Raw genomic sequence first — 18,744 nt, forward strand, 5'->3', positions numbered from 1 at the left:
AGTATGATATGGCTGCCAGAAAAAGGCTCGATATTCTCTTAGTTGAAAAAAACTTTTTTACGACACGTTCACGCGCACGTGATGCTGTCATGCGTCAAACTGTTAAAGTTAACGGCGAAATCGTTTTTAAAGCTGGGCAAATCGTTTTTGATGATGCAGAGATTGCTGTTTGTGATCCAGCGCAGAATTATGTTTCTCGGGCAGCGTTAAAATTGATTGCTGCACTTGATGCATTTCCGATTATAACAGATAAAGTGACGGCCATTGATGTTGGCGCATCAACAGGTGGTTTTACACAAGTTCTCTTAGAGCGTGGATCGGCTCATGTAATTGCCGTTGATGTTGGGCATCATCAATTTGATAAACGTTTATTGGGCAACAGTGCTATAACGTTATTAGAAGGCTTGAATGTTAGAGATTTTCAACATAAACATTTAGGTGGGCGAGAAATTGATCTTATCGTTTCAGATGTTAGCTTTATTTCTCTCAAACTTGCATTGCCTCCCGTTTTGTCTTTAGCCAAGAAGGGTGCCCAAGCTGTTTTACTGGTAAAGCCTCAGTTTGAGGTTGGTCGTAAACACTTTAGTAAGGGAGGAATATTAAATCCATCAATAGCTAAAGAAATTGCTGAGGCGCTTTTTGTTTGGTTAAATACACAAACAGGGTGGAGCGCAAGAGGTTTAATTCCTTCCCCTATTACAGGTGGTGATGGCAACGTGGAATATTTACTATTCGGAGAAAAACAAGAGTGAGTGACAATGTCATAATCGACCATATCGGAGCAAATGGGTATGGTACTTCTAGGACGTCTCGCGGCTTCGTTTATGTTCCTTTTACTTTACCAGGAGAGTGTGCTGAAATTACTGTTCATGGAAAATATGCAACATGTATAGCATTAAAAGAAAAATCATTAGAACGCATTGATACTCTTTGTCAGCATTTTGGAGAATGTGGAGGGTGTACTCTTCAGCATTGGCATATGGATGCTTATCGCGTATGGAAACAACAATTGGTTGTTGATGCGCTTAAAAAGTATGGACTTAATAATGTTGTTGCGCCTTTAATAGAATGTAAACCTTATAGCCGACGGCGGATTACTCTAACAGCATCTATGACCCCACAGGGGCAAAAAGTTGGTTTTAACCGTTATCTCTCTCATGAGATTGTAGCTCTTGAGGAATGTCCAGTAAGCCGTCCAGAGCTTATTTCTCAGTTGCATAATATCAGAGAGCTCTGTGCTTTTCTAAGCAGCTCTGCCAAACGGTTTCATGTTACAATAACACGTGTTGAAAATGGTTTAGATGTTGCTTTAAGCGGTTGCATTGTACACCATGAATCACTTCGTCAGAAAATGATCAGTGCTGCTCTTTCATATGGGATTATACGTTTATCTGTTGACGGTGAAGTTTTGGTTGAACGAGAAAAACCAGAGATTTACTTTGGAGATGTCCGTGTTGAATTTCCTTCTGGTGGTTTTCTTCAAGCAACCTGCGAAGCTGAAAATATAATGGGCAATATTATTTTGACTCATTTAAAAAAAGCAAAGAATGCTGTTGATTTGTTTTCAGGGATAGGAACATTTACCTTGCGCATAGCAAAAAAGATGAATGTTCATGCAGTAGAAAATAATGAAGATGCATTAAGAAATCTAAATACAGCAGCACGTTTTGCAACTGGTTTAAAAACGGTCACTTGTGAAAAACGTGATCTTTTCCGACATCCCCTTTCTGTAAAGGAACTTGAGGGTTTTGAGAGTGTTGTTTTTGATCCTCCCCGTGCTGGTGCAGAGCAACAAGTACGTGAATTAGCGAAGACAACAGTATCACGTGTTGTGGCAATTTCCTGTAATCCTACTACATTTGCTCGTGATTTATCTCTTCTTGTTGCAGGGGGGTATACAGTAGAAAAAATCATACCGATTGATCAATTTTTATGGTCACCACATGTCGAAATTGTTGCTGTTTTGAGCAAAAAGAAAAAAAAGAAAGTTTGGAAGCTTTAGCCTAAAATTTTTTAATGCCATGAAGATTTTTTTAAAGTTTACTTGAGTATTATTATAAAAATCTCTCCAAAATTTCTCTATAATAATAACCTTTTGCTCGTTGAATTAAGAGCACTGAATATAGAAAGTGTTTTTTATTTTAAACTTTTTTATTATGAAATATAAAAGGTAAATTACCCCACACAAAAGACTAATGTATTACGAAGAAGATGTATCTGAGCAAGCCGGTGCCAGTGTTATATTTGCCATCTCCCAATGTTTCTACAACTCTTGGTACTTGAGGGGGACATAAGAGGAATCTTTGGTCCTGTCTTTGATAGTTTTTATTCATATAACTCCCCCCACCTGTAACGTACAAACGAAAGATTTTGATTGATTCAACATGGAACAGATTTGAAATGAGAGAATCTTATGGTATTCAAGGTTCTAATTCAATATGAACAACGATAGATTATCTTTATAAATCAACGCATTGTACAAACATCACAAAGTGCTCGTGATAGACGAGAAGGAGGCAATATTGAGAAGGAATGAGAACGCTTATTCCTTTACAAGCGCAGTTCCACCGATTGTCATATTATTGATTCGAAGATGAGGTTGACCGACACCAACAGGAACGTTTTGCCCAGCTTTCCCGCACATACCGATACCATTATCAAGTTTGCTATCATTGCCAATCATTGTAATACGTTTCATGGCATCTGGTCCATTACCGATAAGCGTTGCACCTTTAATAGGCGCTACAATTTTACCATTTTCTACTCGGTATGCTTCAGTACATTCAAAGACGAACTTTCCAGAAGTGATATCAACTTGTCCTCCACCAAATGAAACAGCATAGATACCATGTTTGAGTGAAGAAAGGATTTCTTCAGGTGTTTTATCTCCTCCTAACATGATTGTATTGGTCATTCGTGGCATTGGTGCATGAGCATAAGATTCACGCCGTCCATTTCCAGTTGATTTACCTCCCATAAGCCGTGCATTAAGCCTGTCTTGCATAAAACCAACGAGCTTTCCATCTTCAATAAGAACGTTATATCCTGAAGGGGTCCCCTCATCATCGACAGTGAGAGAGCCACGGCATTGTGGAATTGTACCATCATCAACAACTGTAACACCTTTTGCCGCAACTTGTTGTCCTAAAAGTCCAGCAAAAGCGGATGTTTTTTTACGGTTAAAGTCACCTTCTAAACCGTGACCTACGGCTTCATGGAGCATAACGCCAGGCCATCCATTGGCTAAGACAACATCAAAAGATCCTGCAGGTGCTGCTTCTGCTTCTAAATTTGTTAAAGCCATACGTAAGGCTTCATCCGCAGCTTTTTTCCAATTGTCTTCATGAATAAATTGGTCAAATGCTTGTCGCCCTCCACATCCATAAAAACCATTTTCACGCCGATTACCCTCAGCAACAACTACAGATATAGAAAGTCGTACAAGAGGACGAATATCACGAACCAAATAACCATCTGCACGTAAAATTTCAACATGTTGTAGCGAGCCGGAAAGAGAAGCAGTCACTTGATGCAATTTATCATTTTTAGCACGTAAATAGGCATCAATTTTTTGCAAAAGAGCACTTTTTTCTTCAAATGATGGAGCATCAAGGGGATTATGCGGTTGATAAAGTCTCTTGTTTGTTTGTTGAGGTGCTATGCTATAAGTCCCTGCATGATTATTATAGGTAACAGCTTTAGCTGCTTCACTGGCACGTTTGAGTGCAGCAACTGATAACTCACTAGAGTGAGCATATCCAGTAGCCTCTCCAGCAACAACGCGTAGTCCAAATCCCATATCTTGATGAAATGAGCCGTTTTTAAGCTGTCCATTATCAAATAAAAGAGCTTCGCTTTCTGTATACTCAAGGTAAAGCTCACCATCATCAGCATGATGAAGCGTTTCCTGTACAAGTGATTGCACTTTAGAGGAAGCAATATCAAAATGATCTATCAGCGATTTCATAAGAATTATCCTATTTTTATGGGGGCTTAGAAGATTTTTATTAATCTAATTTAAGGAACTTTCAAAATATACGATGAGATTTTTATCGTCTAAAGCGTATCGATTTCATTCATGTCGGTAAGGTTTCATAGGCGTCGGCAAGACCATGAAGGTCAACAAAACCTCCAATCCCTTGTTCAGGAGTTGTAAAGATAAAATAGGTTGCCATTTTTCCTTTTAAAAAGAGCTGCAATATGTCTTCTTTAAGAAAGGCTTCAGCAACACAATTATCACCAAGACAGCGACGATATTCCATTCTGCCCATATTTTTATCGTCAATTTTAATTCCAACGCCAGGACGTAATTCAACGCGAATTGGAACAAAAACACGCATCAAAGCACCTTGCTTTTGAGGAAGTTTATAAAATGTAACACGCAAGGTAATATCATGACGACCTTGTGTATGAACGTTTTGTATAACTTCACACTGCATGTTAGGTGTACCTGGCGGTAGAGCACAAACTTTTGTCCATGCACCATAGGTTTGTGGAGCAGGGACATTTTGCGCATAGGGTGTTTGTGCAAATGCATGATTGATAAAACCACTATAAAGTGTGTAAAGAACAGCACCAATAACAAAACTTTTTTTGAGTAATTTATGAAGTATCACAGAAAATCCTATCCGACTCAACAAACACACACAACCATGCATAGATTTACATAAAAAAATGAATTCCCCACATAAAAACTATAACACAAAATCAGTATTTACCCAAATATATTAATCCATAGGATATATTTTTATGATACATTTGTAATGTAGGAGAGAATGTTGATTGAAAAAATGTATTTTTGTTGCCAATATTTCCATCTATTTCTAGGAGATACGTGCGAACGAGGTGTTTCATATTTTCTCAAAAATATGATTGGTCTTAATTGATCATTTCCATACGCTAGATAATATTTGTCAGATAATATTGGTTTGTGAATGACAGAAATGGAAAAGGGCTTTGAGCGGAATGTCAGTTTCAGGAGAGTTATCGGTTGTGAATGGTAAATCAACGCCACCAAAATCCGGTATTGGTGATTATATCACATTATTAAAGCCACGTGTTATGTCTCTTGTGGTCTTTACGGCTCTGGTTGGTTTGCTTGTATCGCCTGTTCCTATCAATCCGTTGTATGGTTTTTTAGCGATTTTATGTATTGCTATCGGTGGTGGCGGTGCGGGAGCACTGAATATGTGGTATGATGCTGACATTGATGCCGTGATGGAACGGACCAAAAAACGTCCTATTCCTATGGGTAAAATCAGTTCCCGAAAAGCATTTATTTTTGGCATGGTTCTTTCTATGCTTTCGGTATTGGTTATGGGGAGCTTTATTAATTGGTTTGCGGCATTTTTTCTTGCGTTTACGATTTTCTTTTATGTCGTTATCTATACAATTTGGTTAAAACGTATCACACCACAAAATATTGTTATTGGTGGTGCTTCTGGGGCTTTTCCACCAATGATTGGATGGGCTGTGACAACAGGGTCAGTGAGTATTGATAGCTTTTTATTGTTTTTAATCATTTTTATGTGGACACCCCCTCATTTTTGGTCTCTTTCTTTATTTTCATCTCTTGATTATGAGGCTGCAGGTATTCCTATGATGCCTAATGTACGAGGTGAACATTCAACAAAAAAACAGATTTTATTTTATACTATTTTGATGGCATTATGCGCTGCTGCTCCTTGCTTTACTGGTCTTGGCGGAATTTTTTATGGTATTTTTTCAACAATTTTAAGCATTATCTTTGTTTATTTTGCCTATCGTTTGTGGAAAGCTGATACACATAATGAAACTATTTTGATGGCAAAAAAACTGTTTTTCTTTTCATTACTTTATTTGGCAGCTATCTTTGGAGTTCTTTTGATTGAATCTCTTGTTTGGTATTTTATTGCTCTTTAGTCGCGTAAAATGAAAGAATAAATTTTAAAAGAGCTTTATTGCAAGAACATATTGTAAGAAAACACGATAGAGTGTGTTCTTATGCAAAAGATGGTATTGCCAGTTTTTTTACATTGCTTATTCGTGTATAACGATAGATTGTTTGAATATATAGCTAAAACTGTAGAGATTAAGGATGATTTATGTCTGGACTTCCCCCTTTAACGATACGTCTTTGTGGTCCACGTGGATTTTGTGCAGGGGTTGATCGTGCTATCCAGATTGTTCTCCTTGCATTAAAAAAATATGGTGTTCCAGTATATGTTCGTCATGAAATTGTACACAACCGCTACGTGGTTGAGGGATTACAACAACGGGGAGCCGTTTTTGTTGAAGAACTTGATGAGATCCCAGAAGAACATCGCAATCAACCGGTTGTTTTTTCTGCTCATGGTGTACCAAAATCTGTTTCAGAAGAAGCACGATGCTATAATTTGTTTTATCTCGATGCAACATGTCCGTTGGTCTCGAAAGTTCATAAACAAGCGATACGACATCAACGTCATGGTCGTCATGTCATATTGATTGGTCATGCTGGTCATCCTGAGGTGATAGGGACAATGGGACAGCTTGAAGAAGGGGCTGTGACGCTTATTGAAACGATAGAAGATGCTTTGCATTACCAACCCAATGATCCAGATAAATTAGGATTTGTTACACAAACAACGCTTTCTGTTGAAGATACTGCAGGAATTCTCGATATATTACAACAACGTTTCCCTACATTAGCGGCCCCAGCAGCTGAGTCAATTTGCTATGCTACAACGAATCGACAAGATGCGGTTAAGGCAGCAGCAAAGGGGAGTGATTTGTTTTTGATTGTTGGAGCGCCAAATTCTTCTAATTCACGGCGTTTAGTAGAGGTTGCCGAAAAGTCTGGTGCGCGGCAAGCTATTTTAGTTCAGCGCGCTGATGAAATTAATTTTGAAAACCTAAAAGCTCTTTCTATTGTCAGTCTTTCAGCAGGGGCTTCGGCTCCTGAAATTATTATTGATGAAATTATTTCAGCGTTTCGTGAGCGTTATAATGTCACAATAGAATTAGCTGAAACAGCAGTAGAAACGGAAAAATTTTTAGTGAGTCGCGAATTACGTGACGTCATTTTAACGTCGCAAGATATGGCTTTCGTCAATGGTCAAGAAAATAATGCAAAAAATGAAAATCAGAATACAGACATGTCTAAAACGAAAGCAGAATAATGGCCGTTTATACAGATATTCATTCAAATGATTTAAAAGTGTTTTTAACACGTTATGCAATAGGGTCACTTTTGTCTTATCAAGGTATAGAGGAGGGGATTGAAAATTCTAATTTTATGTTAGAGACAACACAAGGGCGATTTATTTTAACACTTTATGAAAAACGTATTTCAAAAGATGATTTACCTTTTTTTTGTCGCTTGATGCAGCATTTAGGACAGCGTGGAATTCCTTGTCCTCAACCTGTTATTCAAAATGATGGAATGATGATCTGTGAATTAGCAGGACGCCCTGCTGCTATTATTACTTTTCTGGAAGGAGAGTGGGTCCGCCAGCCCACTATAGATCATTGTGGCGAAGTGGGGACGGGGTTAGCACAATTACATTTAGTAGGACAGGATTTTACACTCAGTCGTAAAAATACTCTTTCTGTTATGGATTGGCAGGTATTATGGCAACGTTGTCAAACAAAAAAAGATGCATTATTAAAAGAATTTGGGCAAAAAATTGAGTTGGAATTGGCTTTTTTACAGGAAAATTGGCCGCTCAATTTACCAATAGGCATTATTCATGCAGATTTATTTAATGATAACGTCTTTTTTGTGAATCATCGTCTTTCTGGGATAATAGATTTCTATTTTGCTTGTAATGACTTTTTTGCTTATGATTTAGCGATCTGTTTAAATGCTTGGTGCTTTGAGCCTGATCATTCTTATAATCTGGCCAAAGCACGTAAGTTATTGGAAAATTATCAAAAAATAAGACCATTGATCCCTTTAGAATTGGACAAGATTGTTTTGTTAGCTCGTGGTGCGTCTTTACGTTTCTTACTCACACGTCTTTATGATTGGTTTAATACACCGCCTAATAGCTTTGTTATTAAGAAAGATCCATGGGAGTATTGGCACAAGCTTTGTTTTTTCAGTAATGTAAATTCGCTAAGTGAATTAGGTTTTTAAATTTTATGGCAACTCAACAAAAAGTCGTTGAAATTTATACAGATGGTGCTTGCTCAGGGAATCCTGGAATTGGAGGATGGGGAGCAATTTTACGCTGGAATGGTCATGAACGTGAGCTTTATGGCGGTAAGGTCCATACGACAAACAATCAAATGGAACTCATGGCGGCAATTTGTGCATTAAAGGCGCTTAAAGAGCCCTGTTTGGTCGACCTTTATACAGACTCAGTTTATGTGCGCAACGGTATATCTAAGTGGATTGAAGATTGGAAAAAGAATAATTGGCGCACTGCATCAAAAAATCCTGTTAAAAATATGGAGCTATGGCAAGCTCTTGAGGATGCTTGTTCTTGTCATACAGTCAGATGGCACTGGGTAAAAGGACATGCGGGACATCCAGAAAATGAACGCGCAGATGCCCTTGCTCGCAAAGCAATTTCTCAATATCGCGAAAATGGACGTTTTCCAGCATAATTACTGTTTGAGAGTTTTTTTCTTTTATCGCGGAGTCGCAAGAGGGGTTGGCTGCGTATGAAATATGAATGTTCCACTTAAGGCGTAATCTTTAAAAGAAACTGTATAAAAAATTTTTTGGTTTATTTCTTCTGGTGCGAAATAGAGTGGAGCACTGAAGAGTGTATATTCTGCGTTATCACTGACTTTTTTTGCTGCTCCAATTTGCATTTCTCCTCCATCTAAAAAGAGAGAGGAAGGAGTGGTTTTGTTGTTATTTTGTATTTTTATAAGAAGGGTACTGTTATTTTTTTCGGCACTTATTTTTAGTGCATTCTGCATCATGCGGGGCAAAGAATCTTGGGCATTTTTTAAGAAGGAAGCAGGAAGATGTTTATTTTTAAGAGCAGATGGCGAAAAATCAAAGTTAACAGTAAATGGAAGACAGATTTTATTACATAATCCAAGAGTGAAAGCACCACTTAAATTTTTGCTTGAACCAGAAAGATTGAAGGGCAATATTACTTTATCTTTATAGCCTAATGACCAATCATTTTCTGTTTCAAAAAGCTGTGGGGTAGGATAAAAGATTTCATAAGAAACCTGTTGGTTGAAATTAAAAAACGGTGCCATGCCAGAATTACCTGGATTACGCCAGTAAGTTTTCCATCCTGGTTTAAGCACAATCTCAATAATGCCTTCTCTTATTCCAGAAAGAGAAGGTTCGGTGATCGCTAATCGGATACGACCACCATCTGATTCATACCAAGATGTTGCGAAAAGCTGGAGTTTTTGTTCTTTTTGAGCATTTACAGGAATGTTAAGTAATTCTAAAACTATGAATGTTAAGCTTAAAGTAACTAAAAGCTTTTTATAAAAGAAAGTTGCGATATTTTGTAAATTTGTAAATATATGACTTTTTTTCATTGGAGTTTTATTTTCCTAGTGTACTAAATGAACAAACTTTTATCATGTAAATTATGGAGAATAACAAATTAATGAAGCGGTGTAATGGCTTTTTAGGTGGACAATTACTCATAGCAATGCCTGGGATGAATGACAAACGCTTTATTCGTTCTGTTATTTACATTTGCGCGCATTCTGATGCCGGTGCGATGGGCATTATTCTCAATCAATTGCATCATATTGATTTTCCAGAGCTTTTGCTTCACTTGGGAGTCATAGACAGTGGCCAAAAAAAAAGTCTTTCTGAACCAATAAAACAGTTTCCAGTTCGCTATGGTGGTCCTGTTGACCCTTCGCGTGGTTTTGTCCTTCATTCAGATGATTATGCTTGTGAAGAAACTGTTTTTATTGCAGATAAGGTCTGTTTTACTGCGACAATTGATATATTAAAAGCGATCAGTTGCGAACAAGGTCCGCAACATGCACTGGTAGCGTTAGGTTATGCTGGATGGAAAGCGGGGCAACTTGAGGCAGAAATTTCTACAAATGGTTGGCTAATCAGTTCTACATCACCTAGTTTTCTTTTTGAAAGTGATTTAAGCTGCAAGTATGATAAAAGTTTAACACGCATGGGTATCGATCCAACTTATCTTGCTTCTGAAATGGGACACGCGTAGAGTTTTTTCTAAGCTTTTTAACTTTACACGTTATTTTATCCCTTATGTTTTTATTTTATAAGGGAAATGGCTCTGAACGAGCGTAATTAATTCTTCTATGGCAATCGGTTTCGTTACAAGTGTGCTTTGAACATATTTACAGCCTTCTTGACGGAGGAAGATTGCTTCTTTTTCATTTTCAACACCTTCTGCGATAATTTGCAAATTAAGATCTGTTGCCATATTAATGATAGACTTGAGAACAATTTTCTTCTTAAGGGAGTCGATTGAAATAAGTGAACGATCAAGTTTAACCATATCAAATGGATAACGTACGAGATAGGTCAGAGACGAATAACCTGTTCCAAAGTTATCGAGTGCGAGATTCATTCCAAGTGTTTTAATTTGTTCGAGAAAGTGCGCTGATTGTTCAGGATTATTTCTTAAGACAAATTCAGATATTTCAATCATCAAACGCCCTTTGTGGAGCGGATGACGAAGCAAAGCGGCGCGCAATTGACTGATAAAACGAGGATGAATCATTTCTGCGCTTGGTAAATTAATTGAAATAAAGAAAGATTGTTGGGAAAACTTTTCTTGTACATTTATAAGATCGATAATGGCATTATCGATGATAAATTGTGACAAATTCATAACAATTTGTTCGTTTTCTACGATTTTTATGAAATCAGAGACATTTAAATTTCCATAAGTGGGATGATGCCATTCTACAATTGTTTCAAAACCAATAATATGTCCGTCTGATAAATTAAGAATAGGATGGTAGAGGATTTTTATCTCATTACGTTTTATGGCATAGTGAACATCTTTTTCCAGAGTATTATGTTCGAGACCCAAAGTGCGAAAATTAGGACGGAAAGGTTCAATATGGTTTCCACCCATTTGTTTTGCACGAATCATCGCTAATTCACTATCATTAAAAATATCTTTAGCCGTCGATCGGCTTTCACTCCATGTAACCAATCCGATAGACGTTGAAAGGATTATTTTGTTTTCTGAAAGTGAAATAGGTGCTGAAATTGTTTTGTGCAAATGATCTGCAAATGCTGCAATTTTTTGTGGTTCAGTTTCACTGAGTAAAATAATTGCAAAGCGGTCTGCTGAAAGGCGCGATAAGGTGTCTTGAAAATTAATGAGACGGTTTAAACGACGTGCGATTATAAGCAGTACAGTATCTCCAACTGCTATGCCTAATTTGCGATTAATTTGGCGAAAATTGTCAAAATCAATCATAAAGACAGTCGGTCTAATTTTGATATTTGCTTTCGCCAAAGAGGTATAATTTTGTAGTCTATCGAAGAAAATTTGTTGGTTAGGAAGGCCGGTTAAGCTGTCGTGGATTGCATCATGCAATAAGCGTTCTTCGGATTTTTTGTGGTTAGTAATATTGACAATGGTTCCAATGACACGTGTGATTTTCCCATCTTTTTGCATAGCCGGACGTGCACGAAGAGAAAACCAATGATAATAACCACCACCGGAAGAAAGCCGAAAAATTTGATCAATGCGCCCTTTTTTATTTTTAAGAATGATATCTAATACGGCTTGAAAGCGTTCACGATCATCATGGTGCAAGGCTGAAATCCAGTTGCGCATAGGTCCATTGAGGTTATGAATTTCAGTACCCAAAAGGGTTGCCATGTTTGGATGTACAACAATACGGTCACGCTCAATATTCCAATCCCAAATAATATTTCCAGCTCCCTTTGCTGCGAGTACTTGTTGTTCAAGATCGGAAAATATTCCTTCATGGAAAGCGTCATTAGAAAAAGTTTGTTGCAGGACAGTAAAGCTGATGAGAAGAACAATGAGCACTAATCCTCCCGCTAATGCTGGCTGGATAATATCATTGTTTAAATATCCAGCTATGCAGGCATAGGCTCCAATACACCAAAAGCTAATGAGCAACCATGTTGGGATAAGCATAATGGCGCGGTCATAGCTTCTGATTGAGAAATAGATGATTAATATTATACCAAGCACAGCGGTAAGACCAAAAGACAAACGCGCAATTCCAGCTGCTCTGATTGGATCATAAATAGCAAAGGCTCCTAGACTGCAAAAGGCAATGGTCCAAGCGATAGCACCGTAACTAAAATGATAATGCCAGCGGTTAAGGCTGAGATAGGTAAAAAGAAAAATGAAGAGTGTAGCAGTAAGTGCTACTTCTGTACCAGCACGCCAGATTGGTTGTGTTGTGAGTGTAACTGCAAAGAATTTATTTAAAAAGTTGAAGTCAATACCAATATAAAAAAGCACAGCCCAAGCAACAGCTGCTGTTGCAGGAAACAGCCCTGTTCCACGGACGACGAAGAGAACAGTTAACAAAAGCGCTAAGAGACCAGATATACCAAGAAGAATACCATGATAAAGCGTATAAGAATTAATTGCATCTTTATAAGCTTCAGGTTGCCATAAATAGATTTGCGGTAGATTTGCAGAGTTAAGTTCGGCTACAAATGTAACAACAGCACCAGGGTTAAGGGTAATACGAAAGATATCAGAGTTTGCACTAAGTTGACGATCGAGGGAAAAACCTTCGCTTGGCGTTATGGATTGAATCCTTGCTGATCCAAGGTCTGGCCAAAAAAATCCAGAACGCGCCATGCGGTAGTGGGGGGCAACGATGAGACGATCGACTTGTTCATCTGTTGGATTTGCAAGAGAAAAAACTGCCCAATTTCCGGAAAATTTTTCATTTTTTGCCTGCACTTCAATACGCCAAACAATACCATCTGGTCCTGGCGCTGTACTTGTTTGAAAAATAGAGCTGTTTGTATGGTGAATTTCAATTGCTTGTGAGAGATCAAGAGCAGCATCCTGAGAAGAAATTTTAACTGGCTCAATTGCTTGTGCTGATGTAAGATGGACAAGAGAACTAACGACTACAATGAAAATGATGTCAATTATTTTACGCAAACTCTTCACAATGTCCCACTCTCAATATTTTAGGATGTTTAACTTTCATTTCGATTTTTGAGAAAAAACGTCCACCTTTTATAATTTATTTACATAATAAATTGTTATCACTTTTTCTTAAGTTATGTGGTTTTATATACAAATAGACCACACGTCCATTTGCTTCAATGGAACTTGAAGCGAATGAAGTTTTATATTTTAAAAGGGCAAAGTTAAACCATGAATTTCCAGATTTCACGGATATACCTTCACTCATTAGAATCTTTATCACATGAAGTATGAATTGGGTAGTTTTGTACGCTTCTTTGCCCAATATTTCCAAAACTTATTTAATGAGAAGAGCTTTTGTGGTAAATTTTACGATAAAAATAAAATATGTGTATGTTATTGTGATGCTGTTTTGAAAAGAAGTTTTTTACTTTAGCTTGGATGAAAGAGTTGACGTTAAATCATCAAAATTTATGAGGGGTCCTACAGGTCCGACAGCAGTTAGTGTTGGAGTGGAATTTGTAAAAAGACGATGTGCTAAATCAGTTAATCTTTTAGGAGTGATGAGATTGAGGCGTTCAATTGTTTCCGATATTGGAATTGGTCGACCATAAAGGAGTATTTGGCGAGCAATGAGATGTGCTTGACTAGAGGGATTTTCCTGTGACATTGTCAGATTCGCACGATATTGCGTTTGTGCTCGTTGCAGTTCATTGGCGTGAATGTTTTTACTGACCTTGGAAAGTTCATCAAGAATCACGGGAATAAGTTCTTTGAGCCCTTCTTGTCCGGTAGCTGCGTGAACACCAAAAAGCCCAGTATCTGAAAATCCCCAATGAAAAGCATAAATAGAATAGCATAATCCACGTTTCTCTCTTACCTCTTGAAAAAGACGTGAAGACATACCACCACCAAGAATGATTGAAAGAATTTGGGCCGCATAAAAATCACGCGCGTGATAAGCACGCCCTTCAAACCCTAAAACAACTTGTGTATCCATTAAATCGCGATATTCACGAAAGTCGCCACCGACATAATTTGCAAGATTAGTAAGAGGTGCGGTTGAATGGGAGCGAAAAGTACCAAGACGACTTTCAACTTCTCGCAAGAAACTTTCGTGTTTTACAGCTCCTGCAGCAACGACAATCATACGATCTGCACTATATTGTTTATTGATGAAATCATGGAGATCAGTAGATGTAAATGATTGAATAGTTTTAGCTGTTCCTAAAATAGAGCGTCCAAGGGATTGATGACGAAAGGCTGTTTCTGTAAAGTGATCAAAAACAATATCATCAGGAGTGTCATGAGCGGCACCAATTTCCTGAAATATTACTTGTTTTTCTCGTTCTAGTTCATTGTCGTCAAATTTTGAATGCATTAAAATATCGGCTAAAATGTCTATAGCAAGTGGGATATCGCTTTTAAGTACACGTGCAAAGTAAGCTGTTGTTTCAATACTGGTTGTAGCATTGATTTCACCGCCAACATCTTCAATATCGGTTGCAATTTGAAAAGCAGTGCGATTTTCGGTTCCTTTAAAAGCCATATGCTCAAGAAGATGAGCAATACCATGCTGTGTGGAGGTTTCATTGCGTGAGCCCACTTTAACCCATATTCCGAGGGCAACACTATCAATTTGTTGCATTGTATGTGTGGCGATAGTCAAGCCATTACTAAGGCGACATATATCTACATCCATGTATTTACAACTCCATTAAATAAGCTAAATACCTCATTGTAAGGGTATTAGAATATTCTTGATTTAAGTTAATGCAGCTAACTTTAATAAGATGCACGCGATTTTAAAGAGATATAATCTTTTACTATTTTTTCATCATTAGCAAGACTTATAAAGTGTTCTTTGCGTTTCATTACATCATTGAGATGAGATGGCCATGGGGCATGAAGTCCACAAGCACTTTTAATAGTATCAGGAAATTTAGCTGGATGAGCCGTGGCAAGGACGATCATTGGAATATGCGGTTTTTTGTTTTTACGCGCTACTTGAAGAGCGACGGCTGTATGTGGATCAACAAGATAGCCACTTTCCTTATAGACACTATCAATTGTTTGAGCTGTTGCAGCCATGTTGCTTTTCCCAGCAGAAAATAGGGAACGAATATTTTTGAGTTGCTTTTCATCAAGAGTAAAACGTCCAGATTGTTTCAAGTTGTCCATTGCATTGCGAATCCACATTGGATCACGATTGCCACTTTCAAAGAGCAAACGTTCAAAATTAGAAGAGACCTGGATATCCATAGAAGGTGATGTTGTATGGACTATTGGTTGTGTTTCGTAAGTACCGCTGGTCAATGTACGTGCAAGGATGTCGTTATCATTCGTTGCGATGACCAGTTGAGCAATGGGTAATCCCATACGGGCTGCGACATAACCTGCAAAAATATCACCAAAGTTTCCAGTAGGAACAGTAAATGAAACAGCTCTATCAGGAGCCCCTAAGGAAAGTGCAGATGAAAAATAGTAAACAATTTGCGCCATGATACGCGCCCAATTTATAGAGTTAACACCTGAAAGCGCTCTTTTTTTACGAAAATTGTGGTCATTAAACATTGCTTTGACAAGAGCTTGGCAATCATCAAAATTTCCTTCAATGGCAATGGCATGAACATTTGAACATTGATTGGTTGTCATTTGCCGTTGTTGAACAGGTGATACACGTCCTTTAGGAAATAAAATAAAAATATCTGAGTGTTCTTTTCCAGCAAAAGCTTGTATCGCAGCCCCTCCTGTATCACCTGATGTTGCAGCAATAATCGTTGCACATCTATTTTTTTCAGTCAAAACATAATCCATCAGTCGAGAAAGAAACTGCATTGCGACATCTTTAAAAGCTAAAGTAGGACCATGAAAGAGTTCAAGGATAAATTCATCTGCTCCAGTTTGTCGTAACGGACAGATTGCTGGATGGTGAAAGGTTGCATAAGATTCAGCGATCATATTTTCAAAAGCTGTATATTCGATTTCGTTATTTACAAAGGGGCACAGAATAGTTTTAGCAATTGTTGTATAGGACTGACCACGAAGTGCTCGTAACGCATCAAATGAGAGCTGAGGAAATTTATCTGGCAGATAAAGTCCCCCATCACTTGCCAATCCTGTCATGATCGTTTCCGTAAAGCTTAAAGCAGGAGCTTCACCTCTCGTGCTGATATATTCCATAAGTCTTATCCTTTTTTTATTTCTGGAAAATTGGTGAAGTTATTTATTTCACGTTTTTCATAATATTTAAATTATTAAATGGATAGTTTTTTTAACTCAATAATGAAAGGAAATAGTCTTAAGCATTTTTATTTTTGAGATATAAACGCCAAATGTTCACAGAAAATCTGTTAAAGTCGAAAATTTTCTCTCTATTATTCATTCACTTAAATTTTGCAACGTATCTTCATTTGTGCACCTTCTTAAATAATAAAATCAAATAGATAGAATGGTATTTATTGAAGAACTTTTTTGAAAAACTCAATCATTCATAGTTATTTTATGCTCTTATACTTTATAACAATTAAATCTGCTAAAATGAATGTTGAAATGACACAACCAAAAATTCACACTGGAAGATTTATAAGGTAAATTTATGGCATTTCGTGCGCAAATCTATACTTTGAATAATGTTTGTTTAGCTTAATTTATTATTTTGTATAATGATAGATATTATATTTGTTCTATACAGTATGGTAACCTGAAGTTTATCCATAGAAAACATACAACAGCCTGCTAAATGATGTGAAGCAGGCTGTAAAGTATTCTCATTTTAAATAGAAAAAATAACTGAGTATCTTTGAATTATTTGCCTTTAAGTTTTCCTATTGCCCATCCAATTGTCCCGCTAAATATGGACATAACAAATCCAGTCAAGAATCCAAAACCCAAAGCTCCTACTGTAGAAAAAACTCCTAGCGTAATTGGTTCAAATACTTTCTCAAATTTTCCTTCAGTGGCAGTTTCACTTTTTGCTCCATGAGTGAAACTTGGGACATAAAGAGAAGCTATATCGATAGCTTTTTTCTTTCCCTGTTCTATTAGAGAGACAGTTTCCCATTGAATATCATTTTTCAAATGATTGGCATGAACATTTATAACTTGTGAAAGCAAAAAAGCAACTGCTATAAAAATATTTAATACTTGAGTTTTCAATACTTTAATCATAATTTATCACCAATACTTTTACTTTTATTTTAATTTGAATTGAATAGATGCATCGGCAGAATTAGTGCACATTGAGAGAAACAGAAGCATTTAAAGCTTTTTCATTCTTAATGTGATAATTCATTAGTTTTTTGTCATCAACAATGGATAAATACAGAATATATCCATTGTTTATATTTCGTATGAGAAGGTTTTATTCTGATAAAATTTCAATTTTAACGAGATTTAAAATACGATATTATTTTACCTATTATCCATCCTAAAAACATGCCTATCGTACTTGATGCATATCCAAGTGCCATCCCAACACCAAAGGTTCCGAGTGTAAGAGGTTCAACGACCTTTTCAAATTTTCCTTCAATAGTAGTTTCATTATCCACTCCACAATTTAGAATGGGGCTATAGAGAGAAACGGTATGGATTGCATCCTGTCTTTTCTGTTCTATTGCAGAAACAAAAATATTCTCACGATGAGTATTATTTTGCAAATAGTTTGCATGCACATTTACAACCTGTGAAAGAAAAAAGGCAGACATAATGAAAATACTTAACATATGATTTTTAAACAATTTAATCATAATTTACCTCAAATATTTTATAATATTCAATATATATATGCGTAAATTTATACTTTGGATATTTGGATATAAGCTACAACATTTATATTTTATATCAAGAAAAGCTTCACTATGTAATTATTTGCAACAAATGATAGATTTCATAATGAAGCTATTATTCTAGAGTTCTAGACGAGGTTGAATTATTTGAACATCAACACTATGTCCTTTATCCAACTTATTATCGATCCTATAAAGCTCATTGCATATCCAGCAAACAATAGTCCCACTCCTATAGTCATAGGCTCAACGACCTTTTCAATTTTCCCTTCACCTGTTGTTCCATTTTCTGTTTGATAATTTACAGATGGAACATAGAAAGCAGTTGTAGAAACTACATCAGATTTCGCATACTTTACTTGTTCCATTGGAAAAACAGAAAGTTCCTCTTTTGGAGTATCGGTTTTCAAATAGTTTGCATTAACATTTACAGTTTGTGAAATAAAAAAAGTGCTCGCTATAAAAATGCTTAAGATATAATTTTTAAATATTTTGACCATAACTTTACCTCAAATATTTTTAATTTATATATGTAAGAAAATATACATAATGTTTATATATCTCACACTATATACAAATTAGATATTTCAATATGTATTTTTAGTCAATAATAAAAATACATATAAAAATATAAATATATTTTTTTATAAACATTATTGTAAAAATGTAACAATAATAATCATAAAAATATTTTTTAAAATTTTATAAAATATTTCGTTATGTGTTATATATAAATAACATGTGGTGATCGCATAATTTTTATAAAATGATATTAATATTATTTTTTTAAATACATTTATAGATAATAAAAAATATGAAAATTATGGTGTATTTATAAAAATACTATTAACAATTCAAATATAAATGGACGCGATAAATTTTTATTATTTACAATAGTTGTTGTAGATACTAAAAAT

At 36.3% G+C, this 18,744-nt stretch carries 16 protein-coding genes; 7 read left to right on the top strand and 9 right to left on the bottom strand.

Annotation, left to right across the window (positions count from 1 at the left end):
- Positions 1-8: 8 nt before the first annotated feature.
- Together U736_RS0102640 and U736_RS0102645 are read left to right on the top strand one after the other, a co-directional pair.
- Entirely contained in the window at positions 9-752 is a 744-nt protein-coding gene (locus U736_RS0102640) for a TlyA family RNA methyltransferase (protein ID WP_012754823.1), read from the top strand.
- Positions 749-2,002, top strand: a complete 1,254-nt coding sequence (locus U736_RS0102645; protein ID WP_012754824.1) for a class I SAM-dependent RNA methyltransferase — start codon at positions 749-751, stop codon at positions 2,000-2,002. The genes U736_RS0102640 and U736_RS0102645 overlap by 4 nt, the downstream gene beginning before the upstream one ends.
- 540 nt (positions 2,003-2,542) lie before the next feature.
- On the opposite strand, the gene tldD is transcribed toward U736_RS0102645, so the two are convergent.
- Both tldD and U736_RS0102655 read right to left on the bottom strand, forming a co-directional pair.
- Positions 2,543-3,967: a metalloprotease TldD gene (tldD, locus tag U736_RS0102650; RefSeq protein ID WP_012754825.1), complete on the bottom strand. Its 1,425-nt coding sequence runs from the start codon at positions 3,965-3,967 to the stop codon at positions 2,543-2,545.
- Positions 3,968-4,076: 109 nt separating this feature from the next.
- Positions 4,077-4,658, bottom strand: a complete 582-nt coding sequence (locus tag U736_RS0102655; RefSeq protein ID WP_012754826.1) for an invasion associated locus B family protein — start codon at positions 4,656-4,658, stop codon at positions 4,077-4,079.
- 307 nt (positions 4,659-4,965) lie between these two features.
- Here U736_RS0102655 and cyoE point away from each other — a divergent pair, with 307 nt between their 5' ends.
- From cyoE to rnhA, 4 genes are all read left to right on the top strand, one after another.
- On the top strand, positions 4,966-5,901 hold the full coding sequence (gene cyoE, locus U736_RS0102660; protein ID WP_012754827.1) for a heme o synthase: 936 nt from the start codon (positions 4,966-4,968) through the stop codon (positions 5,899-5,901).
- 182 nt (positions 5,902-6,083) lie between these two features.
- Positions 6,084-7,139: a 4-hydroxy-3-methylbut-2-enyl diphosphate reductase gene (ispH, locus tag U736_RS0102665; RefSeq protein ID WP_026500269.1), complete on the top strand. Its 1,056-nt coding sequence runs from the start codon at positions 6,084-6,086 to the stop codon at positions 7,137-7,139.
- Positions 7,139-8,098, top strand: a complete 960-nt coding sequence (locus tag U736_RS0102670) for a homoserine kinase (RefSeq protein WP_026500270.1) — start codon at positions 7,139-7,141, stop codon at positions 8,096-8,098. The genes ispH and U736_RS0102670 overlap by 1 nt, the downstream gene beginning before the upstream one ends.
- Positions 8,099-8,103: 5 nt before the next feature.
- Complete coding sequence (gene rnhA, locus U736_RS0102675) at positions 8,104-8,571, top strand: ribonuclease HI (protein ID WP_012754830.1); 468 nt, start codon at positions 8,104-8,106, stop codon at positions 8,569-8,571.
- A 24-nt stretch (positions 8,572-8,595) separates the two neighbouring features.
- On the opposite strand, the gene U736_RS0102680 is transcribed toward rnhA, so the two are convergent.
- The gene (locus tag U736_RS0102680) at positions 8,596-9,477 is read right to left on the bottom strand and encodes a protein-disulfide reductase DsbD domain-containing protein (RefSeq protein ID WP_012754831.1); all 882 of its coding nucleotides are present in this window, start codon (positions 9,475-9,477) and stop codon (positions 8,596-8,598) included.
- Positions 9,478-9,548: 71 nt separating this feature from the next.
- Here U736_RS0102680 and U736_RS0102685 point away from each other — a divergent pair, with 71 nt between their 5' ends.
- Positions 9,549-10,133 carry a YqgE/AlgH family protein gene (locus U736_RS0102685; RefSeq protein ID WP_012754832.1) on the top strand — a complete coding sequence of 195 codons (585 nt, stop codon included), beginning with the start codon at positions 9,549-9,551 and terminating at the stop codon, positions 10,131-10,133.
- 42 nt (positions 10,134-10,175) lie between these two features.
- Here the strand turns inward: U736_RS0102685 and U736_RS0102690 are convergent, their stop codons facing one another.
- The 6 genes from U736_RS0102690 to U736_RS0102715 all read right to left on the bottom strand — a co-directional run bounded on the left by U736_RS0102690 (position 10,176) and on the right by U736_RS0102715 (position 18,327).
- A complete protein-coding gene (locus tag U736_RS0102690) occupies positions 10,176-13,061 on the bottom strand; it encodes an EAL domain-containing protein (protein WP_026500271.1) in 2,886 nt (961 codons plus the stop codon).
- A 406-nt stretch (positions 13,062-13,467) separates the two neighbouring features.
- On the bottom strand, positions 13,468-14,742 hold the full coding sequence (locus tag U736_RS0102695; protein ID WP_012754834.1) for a M16 family metallopeptidase: 1,275 nt from the start codon (positions 14,740-14,742) through the stop codon (positions 13,468-13,470).
- A gap of 83 nt (positions 14,743-14,825) precedes the next feature.
- Positions 14,826-16,223 carry a threonine synthase gene (gene thrC, locus U736_RS0102700; RefSeq protein ID WP_012754835.1) on the bottom strand — a complete coding sequence of 466 codons (1,398 nt, stop codon included), beginning with the start codon at positions 16,221-16,223 and terminating at the stop codon, positions 14,826-14,828.
- A gap of 624 nt (positions 16,224-16,847) precedes the next feature.
- The gene (locus tag U736_RS0102705) at positions 16,848-17,210 is read right to left on the bottom strand and encodes a hypothetical protein (protein ID WP_012754836.1); all 363 of its coding nucleotides are present in this window, start codon (positions 17,208-17,210) and stop codon (positions 16,848-16,850) included.
- 215 nt (positions 17,211-17,425) lie between these two features.
- Entirely contained in the window at positions 17,426-17,788 is a 363-nt protein-coding gene (locus U736_RS0102710; protein ID WP_012754837.1) for a hypothetical protein, read from the bottom strand.
- Between the two features lie 182 nt (positions 17,789-17,970).
- Positions 17,971-18,327 (bottom strand): hypothetical protein, encoded by a 357-nt coding sequence (locus tag U736_RS0102715; protein ID WP_012754838.1) that lies wholly within the window; start codon positions 18,325-18,327, stop codon positions 17,971-17,973.
- Positions 18,328-18,744 lie beyond the last annotated feature (417 nt).

It is taken from the genome of Bartonella grahamii ATCC 700132, assembly GCF_000518085.1.
Classification (GTDB): domain Bacteria; phylum Pseudomonadota; class Alphaproteobacteria; order Rhizobiales; family Rhizobiaceae; genus Bartonella; species Bartonella grahamii.

Bases quoted from the DNA above. Each gene is read 5' to 3' on its own strand.
- U736_RS0102640 (WP_012754823.1), top strand. From the start codon at position 9: ATGGCTGCCAGAAAAAGGCTCGATATTCTCTTAGTTGAAAAAAACTTT.
- ispH (WP_026500269.1), top strand. From the start codon at position 6,084: ATGTCTGGACTTCCCCCTTTAACGATACGTCTTTGTGGTCCACGTGGA.
- rnhA (WP_012754830.1), top strand. From the start codon at position 8,104: ATGGCAACTCAACAAAAAGTCGTTGAAATTTATACAGATGGTGCTTGC.
- U736_RS0102705 (WP_012754836.1), bottom strand. From the start codon at position 17,210: ATGATTAAAGTATTGAAAACTCAAGTATTAAATATTTTTATAGCAGTT.
- U736_RS0102695 (WP_012754834.1), bottom strand. From the start codon at position 14,742: ATGGATGTAGATATATGTCGCCTTAGTAATGGCTTGACTATCGCCACA.
- thrC (WP_012754835.1), bottom strand. From the start codon at position 16,223: ATGGAATATATCAGCACGAGAGGTGAAGCTCCTGCTTTAAGCTTTACG.
- U736_RS0102710 (WP_012754837.1), bottom strand. From the start codon at position 17,788: ATGATTAAATTGTTTAAAAATCATATGTTAAGTATTTTCATTATGTCT.
- U736_RS0102680 (WP_012754831.1), bottom strand. From the start codon at position 9,477: ATGAAAAAAAGTCATATATTTACAAATTTACAAAATATCGCAACTTTC.
- U736_RS0102670 (WP_026500270.1), top strand. From the start codon at position 7,139: ATGGCCGTTTATACAGATATTCATTCAAATGATTTAAAAGTGTTTTTA.
- U736_RS0102685 (WP_012754832.1), top strand. From the start codon at position 9,549: ATGAAGCGGTGTAATGGCTTTTTAGGTGGACAATTACTCATAGCAATG.
- U736_RS0102655 (WP_012754826.1), bottom strand. From the start codon at position 4,658: ATGCATGGTTGTGTGTGTTTGTTGAGTCGGATAGGATTTTCTGTGATA.
- U736_RS0102715 (WP_012754838.1), bottom strand. From the start codon at position 18,327: ATGGTCAAAATATTTAAAAATTATATCTTAAGCATTTTTATAGCGAGC.
- cyoE (WP_012754827.1), top strand. From the start codon at position 4,966: ATGTCAGTTTCAGGAGAGTTATCGGTTGTGAATGGTAAATCAACGCCA.
- tldD (WP_012754825.1), bottom strand. From the start codon at position 3,967: ATGAAATCGCTGATAGATCATTTTGATATTGCTTCCTCTAAAGTGCAA.